This is a genomic window from Nocardia sp. 149-1B (assembly GCF_057747975.1).
On record NZ_CM173233.1, the window covers coordinates 1,104,396 to 1,119,439 of the forward strand.

Below are 15,044 nucleotides of genomic sequence, written 5' to 3' on the forward strand. Positions count from 1 at the left end.
GTCACGCGGCCGCGGCGAGCTCCCGCGCCTCGCGCAGGATGGTCGCCCACCACGCGAGGTCGTCGAACATCGCGTCGACCGAGGGCTTGACGGCGTCGGCGATCTCGCTCATCGGGCCGTTGCCGCCGAACGGGTGCACCCGGAACAGGTCGCTGCCGCCGAGGTGTGCCGAGAACTTCGACGGCACCATCTGCAGCTCGATCCCGACGGTCCGCAGGTTCTCCACCGCGCGAGCGCCGCCGACGCTGCCGTAGCCGAACGCCGAGAACGGCTTGCGTCGCCACTCGACCATCGCCTGGTCCATCGCGTTCTTGAGTGCACCCGTCATCGCATGGTTGTACTCGGCGACCACGAACAGGTAGCCGTCGTACCTGCCGATCGCCTCCTGCCAGGCCAGCACCCGCGAGTCGGTGCTCGGCGCGTAGAGGTCGCCCTTCTCGAAGAAGGGCAGGTCGAAGTCGCGCAGGTCGAGGCGGTCCAGCGTCAGGTCGTCTCGCTCGGCGGCGTGCTCGAGCAACCACTCGGCCGGCTTGTCCGCGAAGCGCTGGGGGCGGGTGGAGCCGATGACGAGGGCGAGGCGGGGCGGGGTGGTCACAGCGGTTCCTTCGGTGTCCTGTAGGGAGTAAGTTCCTTGTGGTAACCACGGTGCCGGGCGTCCGGCATCGGGACAAGAAGGCACTTTCACCGCACCAGGTCACCTCGAGGTGACCGCCCGCGGCGGACGGCGACGAGAGGAGTGGCGATGGTCGACACCCGCACGTGCGCGCGACCCGAGGACGGCGAGGGGGCCTGCGGAGCGATCGCGGACATGCTCGCCCGGCTCGGCGACAAGTGGTCGCTGCTGATCGTCGCCAACCTCGGAGACGGACCTCTGCGCTTCAACGAGCTGCGCAGGCAGGTCGGGGAGATCAGTCAGAAGATGCTCTCCTCGACCCTGAAGGTCCTCGAACGCGACGGACTCGTCAGCCGGACGGTGCTCGCGACGGTGCCGCCGCAGGTCGAGTACGCCCTGACCGACCTGGGTCGCGAGCTGCGGGTGCCCGTCGCGCACCTCGCGGAGTGGACGACCGCGAACACGGCGCGCATCCTGGCCGCCCGAGCGGAGTTCGACGCCCGAACCAGCTGAAGGGCCTACTCCTTCACCGCGCCCGTCGTGGTGTTCATGATCCGCTTCTGGAAGACGAAGAACACGACGGCGACCGGGATGGTCATCACCGCCGCCGCGGCGAGCTTGAGCGGGTAGCGCGTGCCCTGGCCCAGGCTGCCCGAGGTGAGCTGGGCGACGCCCTTGGTCAGCGTGTAGAGCTTCGGGTCGTTGCTGGCGACGATGAAGTGGGTCAGCTCGTTCCAGGAGCCCTGGAAGGACAGGATCACGATCGTCATCAACGCCGGGCGGGCCATCGGCAGCACCACCGACCAGAAGATCCGGAAGGTGCCTGCTCCGTCGATGCGCGCCTGCTCCTCGATGCTGACCGGGATCGACTCGAAGAAGTTCTTCATGATGAAGACGCCGGCGGCGTCGACGAGCAACGGCAGGATCAGCGCGGGGTAGGAGTTGTAGATCTGGAGCTGGTTGAGCACCAGGAACTTCGGGATCAGCAGCACGATGTTGGGCACGGCCATGACCGCGATCAGCACGGCGAACAGGACGTTCCGGCCGCGGAACGGGATCCGGGCCAACGCGTATCCCGCCATCGAGGCGAAGAGCACGCGGCCGGCGGAGACCACCAACGTGACGAACGTGGAGTTGGCGAACCAGCGCGGGAAGTCGGAGTGGAGGAACAGCTCGCGGTACGCCGCCAGGGTCGCCGGATGGGGCACCAGCGAGACCGGGTTGCTCGCGGCCTCGTCCTCGGTCTTGAACGAGGTCGCCACGTCGACGAGGAACGGGAAGATGTAGACGGTGGCGAGCGCGGCCAGGACGACGTACAGCGCGATCGGGCGACGTGCCCGGGGACGGTCGGCGCTCATGTGCGGCTCCTCAGTGCGGCCCGTTGCAGCAGGGTCAGCGCCACGATGATGACGAACAGGATGAAGGCGATCGCGGCGCCCTGTCCCCACTGCTGGTTCTTGAAGGCGGCGGTGTAGGAGAGGTACGCCGGAGTGATCGTGGTCTTGGCGGGACCGCCCTGCGTGCCGACGTAGACCTGGTCGAAGACCTGCCAGCTGCCGATCAGGCCCAGGGTCAGGACCGTGAACATCGTCGGACGCAGCATCGGCAGCGTGATGTGCCGGAACCGCTGCCACGCGTTGGCGCCGTCCATCATGCCGGCCTCGTCGAGCTCCTCGCCGATGTTGTTGAGCCCCGCGATGAACAGCAGCATCATCGTGCCGGACGTCGTGAATGCGGCCAGGAGGATCAGGGTGAACATCCCGACCGAGGGCCCGGCCAGCCAGTCCCACCAGGACACGCCGAGGAGTCGGTGGTCCGCGAGCGACGCCGGGGCGTCGGCGAACCCGAGCTTGCCCAGGCCCAGGTGGATCAGGCCCCGTGGGTCCTGGAACCAGTTCGGCCCGTGGATGCCAACCCAGCCGAGCACGCCGTTCACCGTGCCGGTGGTGCTGAAGAGGAACAGCCACAGCACGGTGATCGCGACCGAGCTGGTGACCGAGGGGAAGTAGAAGGCGGTCCGGAAGAACCCTCTGCCCCGCAGCATCCGGTTGTGCACGAGCACGGCCAGCGCGAGCGCCAACGTGGTCTGGATCGGGACCACGAACAGCACGTAGTAGAAGTTGTTGCGCAAGGCCGTGCCGAAGTCGCGCTCGGCCAGGCCGCCGTCGCTCAGCAGCGCCCGGTAGTTGTCCAGGCCGACGAAGCCGACGTCCCCGGCCAGCGGGCTGCCGTTGCCGTTCCAGTCGGAGAAGCTGACCCACAGGGCCATCAGCACCGGCAGCAGGAGGAACACGCCGAGCACCGCGACGGCCGGCGCCACCAGCAGCCAGCCGTCGCGGGTGCGCCCGCGGGCGATGGAGCTCACCGGGCAGCGCTCACTGCGCGGCGTCCAGGGCGGCCTGCAGGCTGTCCTGTACGGAGCTCAGGATCGACTTCGGGTCGCCGTCCTTCAGCCCCTCGAGCTGGGCGTTGAAGTCGGTGATCACGTCCGCCGCGCCCTGCTGCGACGGCGGCGTCTGGGCGTAGTCGGCGCCGGAGATGAACGGCTGGAACTCCGGCTTCTTCTCGGCGTACTGCGCCGCGGCTGACTGGATCGAGGGGATCACACCGAACGCGTCGGCGAACTCCAGCTGCTGGTCGGGGCTGGTGAGGTACTCGACGAGGTCGACCGCGTCGTCCTTGTTGCCACTGTCCTCGGCGATGCCCCAGCAGTTGGTGAACGCCAGCGTGCCCTTGCCGGCCGGGCCGGCGGGCAGCTCAGCCACGGTGTAGCCGACCTTGGGGTAGTCGGCGCTCATCGCGCCCGCGATCCAGTTGCCCTCGATGGTCATCGCGGCCAGCTGCTTGCCGAACGCCTCGCCGCCCCAGCCCGCGCCGAGGTCGGAGGAGTACTTCGCGACGCCCTCCTTCAGCAGCTTCTGCACGAAGGTGAGCGCCTCGATGTTCGCGTCGCTGTCGACGGTCGCCTCGGTGCCGTCCTCGTTCTCCATCGCGCCGCCCGCTTGAGGGAAGAACGAGCCGACGCGGGCGTACTCGGGGCTGAAGGTGAGGCCGACGACGTCGCCCGACGTCAGCTTCTTCGCCACCGACTCCAGCTGGTCCCAGGTGGTGGGCACGTCGGCGTCGGTCAGGCCGGCGGCCTTCCAGAGCTTGGTGTTGATGACCAGGCCGAGCGTCGAGAAGTCCTTGGGTGCGCACTGCAGCTTGCCGTCGACCGTGAAGGCGTCGGTGAGGCTCGGGTAGAAGTCGCCGGCGTTGGCGAGCTTGTCGCCGTAGGCGTAGAGCGAGCCGTTGGCGACGTAGCCCGCGAGGTTGTCGGTCGAGACGTAGAAGACATCCGGGGGACTGCTCGAGGCGAAGCCCTGGCTGAGCTCCTGGGAGAGGTCGGAGGCGACGCGCACGGTGGCATCGGTGCCGGACTCCTTCGACCAGGCGGCGACGGCCTTCTCGACGGCCGCGGTCTCGGCGTCGCCGGAGGACCCGATCAGCACCTCGATCTTGCCCCCGGAGTCCTTCGAGCTGTCGTTGCCGTCGGAGAAGCCGGACCCGCCGCCACACGCGCTGAGCGCGAGCGCGGCGGTCACGGCCAGGCTGAGGGCGGGGAGGGCGCGACGACCCCGGTGGTTCTTCATGGTCACTCCTTGGTGGGATGGGTGGAGCGTGCCGGGCCGCGCAGGCTCGACTCGCGGACGACGAGCTCCGGCTGGAGCAGCGTCTGGCGTCGGGTGGGGGTGCCGGCGAGCAGCTCCTCCAGCGAACCGATGAGGTCCTGGGCGACCTGCTCGAGCGGTTGGCGGAGGCTGGTGACGCCGGGGGTGGCGAGCGCGGCGGCGGGGGAGTTGTCGAACCCGGTGACCGCGATGTCGGCGCCGGCCTGGAGCCCGCGCTCGTGCAGCGCGCGCAGCACGCCGAGGGCGAGGGTGTCGGAGGCGCACACGAGCGCGGTCGCGGGCTGGGCGCCGTCGAGCAGCCGGTGGGCGGCGGCCCTCCCGGCCTCGAAGTCGTCGGCAGCCTCGGCGTGCCGGTCGGTCGGCAGGCCGAGCTCGGCGCACGCGTCCTCCCAGCCGGCCCGGCGGTCGCGCCCGGTCTCGGAGGAGTGCGGCCAACCGACGTACCCCACGATGCGATGGCCCTGAGCGGCGACGTGCTCCGTGGCCGCACGGATGCCGGAGCGGCCGTCGACGTCGACCCAGGCGAGGTCGTCGTCGCCGTCCCACGAGCGGCCGAACGTCGCGAACGGCACCCCCCACTCGCGCAGGGCGGTCAGCCGCCCGTCGTCGGCGTGGGTGCTCGCGAGCACGAACGCGTCGACGGACGTGGTGTCCAGCAGCTCGCGGTAGGCCGCGATCTCCTCGGCCTCGGTGTCGGCCTGGCACAGGATCAGGTGGCACCCGGCGCCGCGGGCCGACTCCGCCAACGCGTGCAGGAACTGGTCCAGCAGGAGGGCGGCCCGGTCGTCACGGGACGCCTCCACCTTGACGCCGATCAGCCGCGAGCGCTGGTTGCGCAGCGCCTGCGCCGATCGGTTGGGCCGGTAGCCCAGCTCCTGCACGGCGGCCAGGATCCGATCGCGGGTCGAGGGCGCGACGCGGTCCGGGCTGTTGAGGGCGTTGGAGACCGACTGGGCCGAGACGCCGACGTGCCGGGCTACGTCGCCCAGCGTGACGACGCCGTGCGGCGCGGGTCCGCGCGTGCTCTCCGCCATCTCGATCCCTTCCGCCCTTGCGGGCGACCTGCTGTTTAGCGTTAAAATGCGACCTGTGACGGAGGTTACCCAGACCGAGCGCTCGACCACAAGCCCCTCGTTGCAGCCGCTGCTGCACGACCTGGCCTCGGCCGTGGCCGCCCCGGGACTGCTGCTGAGCTCGCTCGACGGACAGGTGCGGCCCGGCGGCGTCAGCGGCTGGTACGTCGGGGACGTGCGGCTGCTCGACACCGTCGAGCTGGCCGTCGAGGGCTCCGGTCTGGACCTGGTGCGTGCGGCGACCGTGGGGTCGGCCCGCCAGGAGTTCTCCTACGTGGCGCGCAGCCTGGGGGACCGGCTGCCCGACCCGACGGTGCGACTCGACCGGGTCCGCGAGCTGGATCCCGAGGGGTTCACCGAGGTGATCGTGGTCGAGTCGGTCGCGCAGGAGCCTGTCGACCTTGTCGTCCACCTGGTCCTGGCCGCCGACCTGGCTCCGATGGCGGAGGTCAAGCAGGGCCGGGACCGCGCCGGCGCACCGGTTGGGTCCGGTGCCGGCCGGCTGTCCTGGGAGGACGGGGCGACCGTGACCGCCGCGCCGGAGCCGGAGGTGTGCGCCGACCGGTTCACCTGGCGGCTCCGCCTGGCGCGAGGCGAGCGGCACGAGCTGACGGTGCGTGCGCGCACCCGGGCGAGCGGTCCGTTCGCGCCCGGGGGCCCGGCGCCGTGGTCGGCGGTCAGCGTCGAGGCGGACGACCTGCGCGTGTCCCGCGCCGCCGGCCAGGGGCTCGCCGACCTCGCGGGACTCCTGCTCAGCGACGAGGGTGACCAGTTCCTGGCCGCGGGGAGCCCGTGGTTCCTCACGCTCTTCGGCCGCGACTCGCTCTGGGCGTCGCGGATGCTGGTCCCGTTCGCTCCCGGGCTCGCGCTCTCGACCCTGCGCGTCCTGGCGAGGCGGCAGGGCACCCGCGACGACCCCATGACCGAGGAGCAGCGCGGCAAGATCCTCCACGAGGTCCGCGGCGGCGAGCTCGACCTCGGTGACCAGGTCCTCCCGCCGGTCTACTACGGCACGGTCGACGCCACCCCGCTGTTCGTTGCGACGCTCGCGGACGCGCACGACTGGGGCGCCGACCCGACCCAGGTCCGCGCCCTGCTCCCGGCCGCGCGCGGCTGCCTGACCTGGCTGATGGAGCAGTCGGCGGACACGGGCTGGATCCGCTATGTCGACCGGACCGGCCACGGCCTGTCCAACCAGGGGTGGAAGGACAGCCACGACTCGGTGCAGTTCGCCGATGGCCGCCTGGCCGAGGCGCCGATCGCCCTGAGCGAGGTGCAGGCCTACGCCTACGAGGCAGCCGTGCGCGGTGGCGCCCTCCTCGCGGCGTACGACGAGGAGCCGGTGCCCGGTCTCGCGGACTGGGCCGAGGACCTGCGCGCGCGCTTCCTGCGCGACTTCTGGGTGGAGACCGCCGAGGGTGGCCATGTCGCGATCGCCCTGGACGGCTCGGGTCGCCGCGTCGACTCGGTCACCTCGAACATGGGGCACCTGCTCGGGACCGGCCTCCTGCCTCCCGACGCGTCGCGCCGGGTCGCGGAGGTGCTGCTCGACGCTCGCATGGACTCCGGGTTCGGGCTGCGCACCCTCGCATCGGACTCGCCGCGGTTCTCCCGCCTCTCCTACCACGGTGGCACGGTCTGGCCGCACGACACCGCGATCGCGGTGCGCGGGCTCGCCGCCGAGGGGTACGTCGACCAGGCCGCCCGGCTGGCGCGTGGACTGTTCGTCGCCGCCGAGGGTGTGGGCTACCGACTGCCCGAGCTCTACGGCGGTGACGCGGCCGCGGACGTCCCGCTGCCCTCGGCGTACCCGGCGGCCTGCCGCCCGCAGGCCTGGTCGGCAGCGGCACCGCTCGCGGCCCTGGTCGCGGTCGGCGGAATCCGGATCGACGTGCCGGCGGGGGAGCTGCGGCACCCGGCCCGCACGAGCGCCTTGCTCGGCGCCTACACGCTGCACGGGTTGCGGGTGGCAGGGCGCAGGCTCGACGTGCACGTGGACCGCGCGGGTGCGGTGAGCGTCGAGGTCGAGGACGGCGGCGCACCGCTGCGCATCATCGCGGAGTAGCCGATCAGCCGGCCTTCGTGCGGGCTGCCTCGTGCAGTTGCTGGATGGCGGTGTCGAGCTGCTCTGCGTGCTCGAGCCGCCAGGCGTCGGTCTCACAGAGCTCGTGGGTGCCCTCGGCGTCGACGAGGCGGCGCAGCCCGTGGGGCGAGATCCACAGGTAGGCACCGTCGCCGACCTGCCTGACGCGATATCCCCGATGGGTCTTGGCCCGGTGGTGGGAACGGGTGAGTGGGGCGTCATTGTGGTCGCCGGTCTGACCGGGTGGTCCGAGCGGGTCGTAGGGGACGGCGTGGTCGTCGTCGTAGCGGCCGGTCATCGTTGCCGTGTTGACGGCGTACGGGAAGACGTCCCCGATGCACCGCAGACGGGTGCGCTCGCTCACGGCGGTCGGGAACTCGTAGGCGTTGACGCTGACGTGGTCGTCGAGGTCGATGACGGGCTTCACCGTGACGTGGGCGTGGCCGAGGAGGGCCACGACCTGGTCGAGGAGCATCGGGCCCATGCCCTCGACGCGGGCGACGGCGGCGGAGCTGCCGGTCAGGGCGCTCTCGTGGAGGTGGAGGTAGATCACGGCGCGTCCGTGGGGGCGACGGGGGAGGAGCTCGTCGGCCTTGATGCGCAGCAGCTCGCAGACGTCCTCGGGGCGGGCGAGCCAGCCGAACGCGATCGCCCGCAGCTCGTCGTGGCTGAGGTCGGCCAGCTCGACGGGGAGGTCGGGGTGGTGGGTGCGGAGCAGGTCGGGTCGGGCCAGGAGGGCGTCCGCGATGCGCTCGACGATGGCGTCGATCCAGGCCGCGTCCCCGGGCTCGACGCGGGAGAAGACGCTGCGGGTGCCGGTCTCCAGGTCGGTGCGGCTCACCCACACCCCGCGGCGGCGTCCCTCTTCGAACCGCTCCACGTGGGCGGCGGGGTCGGCCTCGATGACCTTGGCCTCGGCGATCGCGAGCACCCGGCCAGGTGACTGGCCGCCGATCGCGGCGGCGACTGCTTGGTCAACGATGCCGACCCGGTCGCGGTCGAGCCGGCGCGACATCCGCGCGACCTTGCAGGCGACCCAGGTCTCGCACTCCAGCGCCACGACCTGTGCCCACGTCAGCGGCAACCGGTGCCGCAGGTCGAGGGCGTCGCCCATCGTGGCCCGGGTCGAGGCCGGGTGGGTGTGCCGGGCGATCGCGAGCTCATGGACGCAGAGCTCCTGGACCAGGGGAGTGCCATCACCACCGAGCCCCACGAGCTTGTCGCCCCCTCGGCTGCCCGGCACTGCGCCTGGCTGCTCCTGCGGGTTGTCGCCGTGGAGGTCGGCCCACTGCAGCATCAACTGCAGGTCCTCGACCTGCGCCTCACGCCGTCGCCTGACCGCACGCTCGGATGCGGCCAGCACGCCGGCTGCGTCGAGATCGGTGAGAAGGGGCGCCATAGACCTATCCTAACCGAACACATGATCGAAAACAAGCACAACCTCACAAGAGCGCCGCGCGGCGTTGCAGCATGAGGCTCCGGGGCCGTCAGCGCCCGCAGCGTTCGAGGGCGCAAACGTCGACGTCATCTGCGGCTACTAGAGGATTTCCGTAGGACCGGTGTCTGGCCAGACTCGGTCCAGGTGATCGGCGGGCAGCTCTCTTTGCGGCTGCCCACCGGCTGATCTGGTGTGGCTCACTATCGGTCTGCGGCCCGCCGGTCACCGTGACGAGGCGTGGCTCAAGAAGGGACTGCCCTGCTCGTAGTAGCACTGCCCACCTCGCCGTCCACAACGGAAGCGAGCACAGGCGGGAGCAGAAGATGAACTACTCGGAGCACGTGATCATCGGGGTCGATCCCCACAAACTGTCGGCCACGATCGAGGTCGTCGACGAGCGCGAGCAGCTGCTCGGGTCGGGTCGATTCACCACCAGCCGGACCGGCTACGCCGCGATGCGGACCTATGCGAAGACCTGGCCGAACCGGGTCTGGGCGGTCGAGGGCAGCAACGGCGCCGGCCGCCCGCTCGCACAACGACTGCTCGAGGACGGTGAGCAGGTGGTGGACGTGCCAGCGAAGCTCGCCGCCCGAGTCCGACTGTTCGACACCGGTCACAACCGCAAGACCGACGCCCACGACGCGCACGCGGTCGCTGCCGTTGCAGTCCGCACGACGAACCTGCGGGTGCTGCAGCTTGACGGTGAGCTCGAGGCACTGCGGATGCTCACCGACCGCCGCGAGGCACTCACCAGGCGCCGTGTTCAGACCGTCGACCGGCTCCAGGCTCTTCTCGCAGAACTCCTCCCAGGACAGGCGAAACGCGACATCACCACCGGCCAGGCCAAAGCCATGCTCGCGCCAGTCCGACCGCGCGACATCGCCGGGAAGACCCGCCGTCGCATCGCCGCTGAAGAGCTCGCCGAGCTGGTCGCGGTCGAGGCGAAGATCAAGAAGTCCACCGCCGAGCTGAAGGCAATCGTCCTGGCACGCGGCTCCCGCCTGATGGACCTCCACGGCGTCGGCCCCGTCGTGGCCGCACGGGTCCTCGCCGACGTCGGGGACGTGACCCGCTTCGCCGACCGCAACCGGTTCGCGTCCTGGACCGGCACCGCACCACTCGATGCGTCCTCCGGCGAGCAGAACCGCCACCGACTCTCACGCGCCGGCAACAGGCGGATCAACCACATGATCCACATCGCCGCGATCAGCCAGATCCGACTCAACACCGACGGCCGCGCCTACTACCGACGCAAGCGAGCCGAGGGCAAGAAGCCTCTCGAGGCGATCCGCTGTCTCAAGCGCAGGATCTCGGATGCGATCTACCGCCAGCTGGTCGAAGACGCACAACGCGCCGCAGTCGAGGACCTTGGCACGGGCCCGGGAGGGCACTGCGGGGCGACTCTTCAATCCAGCGCGGTCGACCTACCCCCGCACATCGACACTTCGGATCAGCCACTTCCCGGACCCGCGGAAAAGACGCTACGCCGAACCGGTTGACAACAGAAGGGAGCCGATAAGACGCGGGTCACGAGTTGGCTGAGGGTTCACTGCCTCAACCGGCTGACTCTCTTGCGTGGCCTCAGGCAGACCGATCGTCAGCAGGAGCCTCTTGTCGCACGTCAAGCAACCTTGTCCTACTGGGCGATCGTTCGTGCAAGGTTCGAGCGAGGTTCTCCTCGTAAGTGGTGACGACGACCTGGTCTAGTGCGCCGTCGGCTGTGATCTTGGTCAGCAAGCTGGCGACGTTTCGTCGGACGTCAGGATCAAGGTGCTCGAGCGGTTCATCGAACCATGCAAAATTTGCGCTGGTGGTCATCTGGGCAACGAGCAGACGCATGATGATCACTGCCGCCGTGCTTTCCGCGGTGCTGAACGATTCGAAGGTCAGATCGTACTTACCGACGCTACGAGCGATCGTTCCATCCGGCTCCGTAGTCACATTGCCCCGATTCGGGAAGAGGCTCGCCCAGCGAACGTTCATCGCCTCAGCGAGCGGTTCTACGACCTCGCTAAGCACTTCCTCCCGCGTTGCCTCGATGGCGGTCTTAGCGATCTCGAATTGGGCTTCCCTAGTGAAGAGACCTTCGAGCTTCCTCATGTTCTCGTCTGCCTCGCGCGCCTCCTGCAACGCGAGTTCAGCACGTTCGTGTCCTTGTTTGGCAAGCGCCTCAGCCTCGGCTGCTGCTCGGTACTGCTGGGTCGCCTCTTCGCTGGGCGGAGCCTCAACGATCCGTTCGTCGCCGGGGACGGCGAGCGCCGTGTACCGCTGTTCGACGGTTGCAAGCTCTCGTTGTGCTTGCTCAAGGTTTGTGACTCGTGCGACCGCGCGAGGCTCCGCGCGACCAGCTGCGAGCTCGCGCGCATCGAGGTCCGTCAATTCGCTTCTCCACAGCGCATGTGCGTGCTCCCTCGTCTCGCTGTCTAGCGGGCGACGACATGTGGGGCAATCACTGGGTGCCGCGTCGAGGCTGGCGAGGTCGCGTTCGATGTCGTGCCTGCGGCTCGACACGAGTTGCAGTTCCAGACGCAGAGCTTCGAGGTTGCTTCGGGCATCAGCCAAACGTTGCCCCAGAACATCGCTGACGCGATCTGCTGTGACAGGTTCTCCAAGGAGGTCAGCGAGACGTTGAAGCAGTTGGCCGAGTGCGTCATCGACTAGGGCCTTTTCGGAGGTTCGGGCTTGTGCTCGTTCTATCTGCTGGTCGCGTTGGCGTGAGAGGGTTAATGCTCCTTCGGCGTCGGCAACGCCACGTCGGGCCACGGTCAGTCGTGTCGCGGCCACAGCAACCTCGGTTCGCAATGCGTCGAACTCCGCGGCCCTCACGGCGTTCGCGTTCTTGACGCCTGCAATCTCTTTAGCGACCGACTTCAGTTCCATACTCAGGCGAACGGCCGCATTGCTGAGATCGTCAACTCCGTACAGCGCGCAGAGGTGCTCGTGAAGGCCAAGGCTCGACGGTCCGCTCGATCCCGGTTCGGGCATCGTGAGCCGTTCAAGCAGTTCGGTGCTGCAACCGTAGACCTCGACGCAAAGCTCCTCCCACGCCGGCATCGAGAGCTCCCGGCCATCTCGAGCCAATGCCAGTTGGTGGACTGGCCTGGTCTTTCGGGCATCCCAGACGCGCGATGCGGTCAAAACGGTTCTGTCTGGAAGAACGACCTCGACGCTGGCGCTCGTGCGTTCTGTTCCGATTCGCGCCGGACTGGTTGGCAGCTTTGATCCGAATAGGGCCCAACGGGCTGCCTCGACAAAGGACGTCTTGCCGACACCGTTTGATGCCACCACGAAGGTCGTTCCCTTCGACAGGCATAGGTCGGCGTTCTCGTAGTTCCGCCAGTTTTCAAGGATCAGCCGTCGGATCATCGGTCGTCGTCCTCCGTCAGGCGCTGGAGTGCAACATTGATATCGCCGCGCAATGCGCTAAGAACGAGCGCCTCTACCGCGCTCACGTTGTGAACGGCCGCGTCGTATCCACGTGTCTTCGCCAGTTGGCGCGCCGCGCGCGCCCGTCCGGCCACAAGCTCAGCTGCGTTGCGAACTTGTTCCGAAGCGACCGTGCCAAGGTCTCGTTGCTTCAGTTCGGGCATCTGATCGTCGGCTGACCAGGAGATCGCGAAGGCGTAGCGGTCAAAGTGCTTGAACAGAATGTCCACAAGCGGCAGGTCAGCCAAATACGGTCCCGGTTCGGCCGGTGCGCCGCTCGGTAGACCGATCGCGTGGCGCATGTCGGCTCGCCTAACGACGACTGAGTCTTGGCTCTCACTTGCGGCAAAGACCGCTACCGCGTCTGCGTCATGTTCTTCGGCGACGATGCTTCTGCAGGCGTCGATGATGCGGGGGGTGCTTCCCAAGAAGCCGGGATCAGTAAGCCTGCAGATCAGCACGGTCGAGCCCAGATACGTGCTTCGCAGGCAGGGGATCAACTCGACACCCGGCGCGAGAACTCGGGGAAGCCCAGACCATTCGAAGAACGCAATTCCATCTAGACGCAAGCTGAGCTCGTCGCGAGGTACATTCCAGTACTCGGGGGTCGGAGGATGCGATTCGGTCCAGATGCTCGGCGCGTAGGTGCTGAGTTCGAGGCGCAGCAGGTCGCGGTACTCAAGCCTCTGGTCGGCCGAATCATGGATAGGGAGGCCCGTGGCATGAGGATCAAGCGACTGATCGCCGACAAGAATGCGTTGAACCGTAGACCTAGCGTCGAGATACCCGACCTTTGCAGCCAAGGCGTCGATGTGGACGTGGCTCCGGTAGTCCAGCAGCAGAACTGTGTCGCATGCCCACGACGCTCTGTCCGATCCAACGATCAGAGACATATTGTCCGCGAGGGTTAGGTCGAGGGTCAGGGGTATTGCGTCAACTGTCTCGCTATCAATGATCCTCCGGATCCACAGCAGAAGGGATCCAGGTGCCTGTGTGCGCCAGACATCGCCTTCGGCAGGCTGAACGTCGGCCGGCGCTGCAGCAAGCACCCGTACGGTCGGCGAATGCTCGCACAGCGCCGACGCCGTCGCCGGCGATGGGTCGATAGCCAGCTCGGTCTCGCTCAACCTTGAGACGAATACCTGGCACCGCAAACAACTGGCGATGTGTCGAGCCGTGGCGTCAGTTGCATTGTGACCGGCTGCATCGAACAGCTCCTGGGAGGTCGGGTGGTCGCTCATGCCTCAGTCACCACCTTCGTCAGCATGCTTCTCCATGGACGTCGCACCGTCGCCGGTTGTCCGTGTTCGAACCCAGTCCGCGCACAATCCCGTGAGGTCCTCGAGGACGCCAAGCGCGTCGCCGGACGCGTCCAGCGTATTGCGTAGGTCGTCATAGAGACGCTGGCGATATGTCGCTGCCTGCGACTTGCCCATGCCGACTGCGAGGCCGATCTCGCGAACCGGCTGGTCGGCAACGGAGAGGACGATGCGGGCTACATCACTCAAATTGTTGAAGATGGCAGTCGCCTCAGCATGTCCAATGACGAGGTCTGCGGGCTGCGGCGCGAGCGTCGGAGGTTCGGCGACTCCTTCCAGGGTCTCCAACTCCACCGTGAGCGGGGAGCGACGGGTGTCGATGCGTCTTGCGACCAGCTCGGCAAGGTCGGTGTCCGTGAGCGCCCCTCCTGCAGCCGTGAGTGCCGTGGAGAGCAGATCACGCAAGGTGCGACGGTCGGCCACGGGTGCATTGCGTTCCTCGCTGTTCCAGCGCGGAACCACGACCTCGACTCCGGTGAGGTGCGGAGCTATGTCGGCCAGGGGGAGCGAGCTAGCCACTGGTGTTTCCCCTGTGAGGTGCCACCAGTCCTGGCCTTGTGGGGCACGGCTGAAGACATCGTCATCCGACATGACCTCCTTGATGCGACGGATGAGCCGACCTCGGTCGGTTCGGCGCGCGACGTCGCGCAAGCGGTTCAGCACCGCGGCGTCGAGTAGTCGAGCAAACGAGCGGTCGTCGTCAGCCCGCAACGCGAGTTCTGTCATCCGTGCCAGGCCGCGAGGTCCAGTCAGGAAGTCGTGCGCTGTATCAGCGACTGCTGCCTCATCCCAGCGATCGCTGCCCGGCGGGGGCGGGAAGTTGTGTGCCAAGGCGGTGACCAGCACGGCGCGGTAGAGCGCCTTGGCCCCCAACTCGCCAAGCTGCCCGGTCTCGCTGAGTTCTGTCCACGCGGTCATTCGAATCGATCCTTGACTGCGGCCAGCGTTTCGGTGTCGATCGGCGCAATCAGCGACACCCGCGGTGCGCACCACTCGTCCTTCTTGACGTGGTTCAGGTCAGAGAACATGCCCTCCTCGAGGAGCCACTGTGGCTGCGCTGCATGGGGTACTCCACGGACCTTGAGATTGGTCGTGCGCGTTGCGATCCGGATCGGGCTGTGGGGCGGGTCGGGAACCTCGAGCACGACAGCGGGTCGCCGCGGCGCCGAATCTGAGGCGGTGTAGAGCAACGTGTCGACCCAGTACAGGTCGCCGACCTCGGGCAGGAATGGGGGCGAAGGCGGTCCAGTCGGTGCGACGTACGTAGCGTGCCGCTTCCTGGCCACCTCCGTCTCCTCCCGGGCGCCGCAATCCGCCGCCACCCTAGCCGCGGCGGCTTGGTCGCGGCGGCTTGTGGCGAGAAAAGTCCTGGACGGCTTCCCCGGACAGCTGGCCGCGGTGCGACGTCATGGAGGGGTGAA

At 68.3% G+C, this 15,044-nt stretch carries 13 protein-coding genes; 3 read left to right on the top strand and 10 right to left on the bottom strand.

Annotated features, from left to right (window positions below; all coding sequences use genetic code 11):
• Nucleotide 1: 1 nt before the first annotated feature.
• Nucleotides 2-595, bottom strand: coding sequence for an NADPH-dependent FMN reductase (locus AC3ANS_RS05300; protein ID WP_488295122.1), 594 nt, complete (start codon nucleotides 593-595; stop codon nucleotides 2-4).
• 147 nt (nucleotides 596-742) lie between these two features.
• Between AC3ANS_RS05300 and AC3ANS_RS05305 the strand changes: the two genes are divergently transcribed.
• The gene (locus tag AC3ANS_RS05305) at nucleotides 743-1,126 is read left to right on the top strand and encodes a winged helix-turn-helix transcriptional regulator (RefSeq protein WP_488295123.1); all 384 of its coding nucleotides are present in this window, start codon (nucleotides 743-745) and stop codon (nucleotides 1,124-1,126) included.
• Nucleotides 1,127-1,131: 5 nt separating this feature from the next.
• Here AC3ANS_RS05305 and AC3ANS_RS05310 read toward each other — a convergent pair whose 3' ends face one another.
• From AC3ANS_RS05310 to AC3ANS_RS05325, 4 genes are read right to left on the bottom strand one after another with little or no spacing between them, the layout of a single operon-like run.
• Nucleotides 1,132-1,971 carry a carbohydrate ABC transporter permease gene (locus AC3ANS_RS05310; protein WP_488295124.1) on the bottom strand — a complete coding sequence of 280 codons (840 nt, stop codon included), beginning with the start codon at nucleotides 1,969-1,971 and terminating at the stop codon, nucleotides 1,132-1,134.
• A complete protein-coding gene (locus AC3ANS_RS05315; protein ID WP_488295125.1) occupies nucleotides 1,968-2,978 on the bottom strand; it encodes a carbohydrate ABC transporter permease in 1,011 nt (336 codons plus the stop codon). Before AC3ANS_RS05315 ends, AC3ANS_RS05310 begins: the two co-directional genes overlap by 4 nt.
• 10 nt (nucleotides 2,979-2,988) lie before the next feature.
• Nucleotides 2,989-4,245 (bottom strand): sugar ABC transporter substrate-binding protein, encoded by a 1,257-nt coding sequence (locus tag AC3ANS_RS05320; RefSeq protein ID WP_488295126.1) that lies wholly within the window; start codon nucleotides 4,243-4,245, stop codon nucleotides 2,989-2,991.
• Nucleotides 4,246-4,247: 2 nt separating this feature from the next.
• Nucleotides 4,248-5,318: a LacI family DNA-binding transcriptional regulator gene (locus AC3ANS_RS05325; RefSeq protein ID WP_488295127.1), complete on the bottom strand. Its 1,071-nt coding sequence runs from the start codon at nucleotides 5,316-5,318 to the stop codon at nucleotides 4,248-4,250.
• A 55-nt stretch (nucleotides 5,319-5,373) separates the two neighbouring features.
• Between AC3ANS_RS05325 and AC3ANS_RS05330 the strand changes: the two genes are divergently transcribed.
• On the top strand, nucleotides 5,374-7,422 hold the full coding sequence (locus AC3ANS_RS05330) for a glycogen debranching N-terminal domain-containing protein (RefSeq protein WP_488295128.1): 2,049 nt from the start codon (nucleotides 5,374-5,376) through the stop codon (nucleotides 7,420-7,422).
• 4 nt (nucleotides 7,423-7,426) lie between these two features.
• Here AC3ANS_RS05330 and AC3ANS_RS05335 read toward each other — a convergent pair whose 3' ends face one another.
• Nucleotides 7,427-8,839, bottom strand: coding sequence for a 13E12 repeat family protein (locus AC3ANS_RS05335; protein WP_488295129.1), 1,413 nt, complete (start codon nucleotides 8,837-8,839; stop codon nucleotides 7,427-7,429).
• Nucleotides 8,840-9,105: 266 nt separating this feature from the next.
• Here AC3ANS_RS05335 and AC3ANS_RS05340 point away from each other — a divergent pair, with 266 nt between their 5' ends.
• Nucleotides 9,106-10,377 (top strand): IS110 family RNA-guided transposase, encoded by a 1,272-nt coding sequence (locus tag AC3ANS_RS05340; protein WP_488295130.1) that lies wholly within the window; start codon nucleotides 9,106-9,108, stop codon nucleotides 10,375-10,377.
• A gap of 82 nt (nucleotides 10,378-10,459) precedes the next feature.
• On the opposite strand, the gene AC3ANS_RS05345 is transcribed toward AC3ANS_RS05340, so the two are convergent.
• The 4 genes from AC3ANS_RS05345 to AC3ANS_RS05360 are packed head-to-tail and all read right to left on the bottom strand — an operon-like array spanning nucleotide 10,460 to nucleotide 14,909.
• A complete protein-coding gene (locus AC3ANS_RS05345; RefSeq protein ID WP_488295131.1) occupies nucleotides 10,460-12,244 on the bottom strand; it encodes an ATP-binding protein in 1,785 nt (594 codons plus the stop codon).
• Nucleotides 12,241-13,545 carry a hypothetical protein gene (locus AC3ANS_RS05350; protein ID WP_488295132.1) on the bottom strand — a complete coding sequence of 435 codons (1,305 nt, stop codon included), beginning with the start codon at nucleotides 13,543-13,545 and terminating at the stop codon, nucleotides 12,241-12,243. The genes AC3ANS_RS05345 and AC3ANS_RS05350 overlap by 4 nt, the downstream gene beginning before the upstream one ends.
• 3 nt (nucleotides 13,546-13,548) lie before the next feature.
• Nucleotides 13,549-14,541, bottom strand: coding sequence for a hypothetical protein (locus tag AC3ANS_RS05355; protein ID WP_488295133.1), 993 nt, complete (start codon nucleotides 14,539-14,541; stop codon nucleotides 13,549-13,551).
• On the bottom strand, nucleotides 14,538-14,909 hold the full coding sequence (locus AC3ANS_RS05360) for a hypothetical protein (RefSeq protein ID WP_488295134.1): 372 nt from the start codon (nucleotides 14,907-14,909) through the stop codon (nucleotides 14,538-14,540). The genes AC3ANS_RS05355 and AC3ANS_RS05360 overlap by 4 nt, the downstream gene beginning before the upstream one ends.
• Nucleotides 14,910-15,044: the final 135 nt, after the last annotated feature.

Coding starts and splice junctions, on each gene's coding strand:
- AC3ANS_RS05335 (WP_488295129.1), bottom strand. CDS start 8,839: ATGGCGCCCCTTCTCACCGATCTCGACGCAGCCGGCGTGCTGGCCGCA.
- AC3ANS_RS05350 (WP_488295132.1), bottom strand. CDS start 13,545: ATGAGCGACCACCCGACCTCCCAGGAGCTGTTCGATGCAGCCGGTCAC.
- AC3ANS_RS05310 (WP_488295124.1), bottom strand. CDS start 1,971: ATGAGCGCCGACCGTCCCCGGGCACGTCGCCCGATCGCGCTGTACGTC.
- AC3ANS_RS05345 (WP_488295131.1), bottom strand. CDS start 12,244: ATGATCCGACGGCTGATCCTTGAAAACTGGCGGAACTACGAGAACGCC.
- AC3ANS_RS05325 (WP_488295127.1), bottom strand. CDS start 5,318: ATGGCGGAGAGCACGCGCGGACCCGCGCCGCACGGCGTCGTCACGCTG.
- AC3ANS_RS05305 (WP_488295123.1), top strand. CDS start 743: ATGGTCGACACCCGCACGTGCGCGCGACCCGAGGACGGCGAGGGGGCC.
- AC3ANS_RS05320 (WP_488295126.1), bottom strand. CDS start 4,245: ATGAAGAACCACCGGGGTCGTCGCGCCCTCCCCGCCCTCAGCCTGGCC.
- AC3ANS_RS05355 (WP_488295133.1), bottom strand. CDS start 14,541: ATGACCGCGTGGACAGAACTCAGCGAGACCGGGCAGCTTGGCGAGTTG.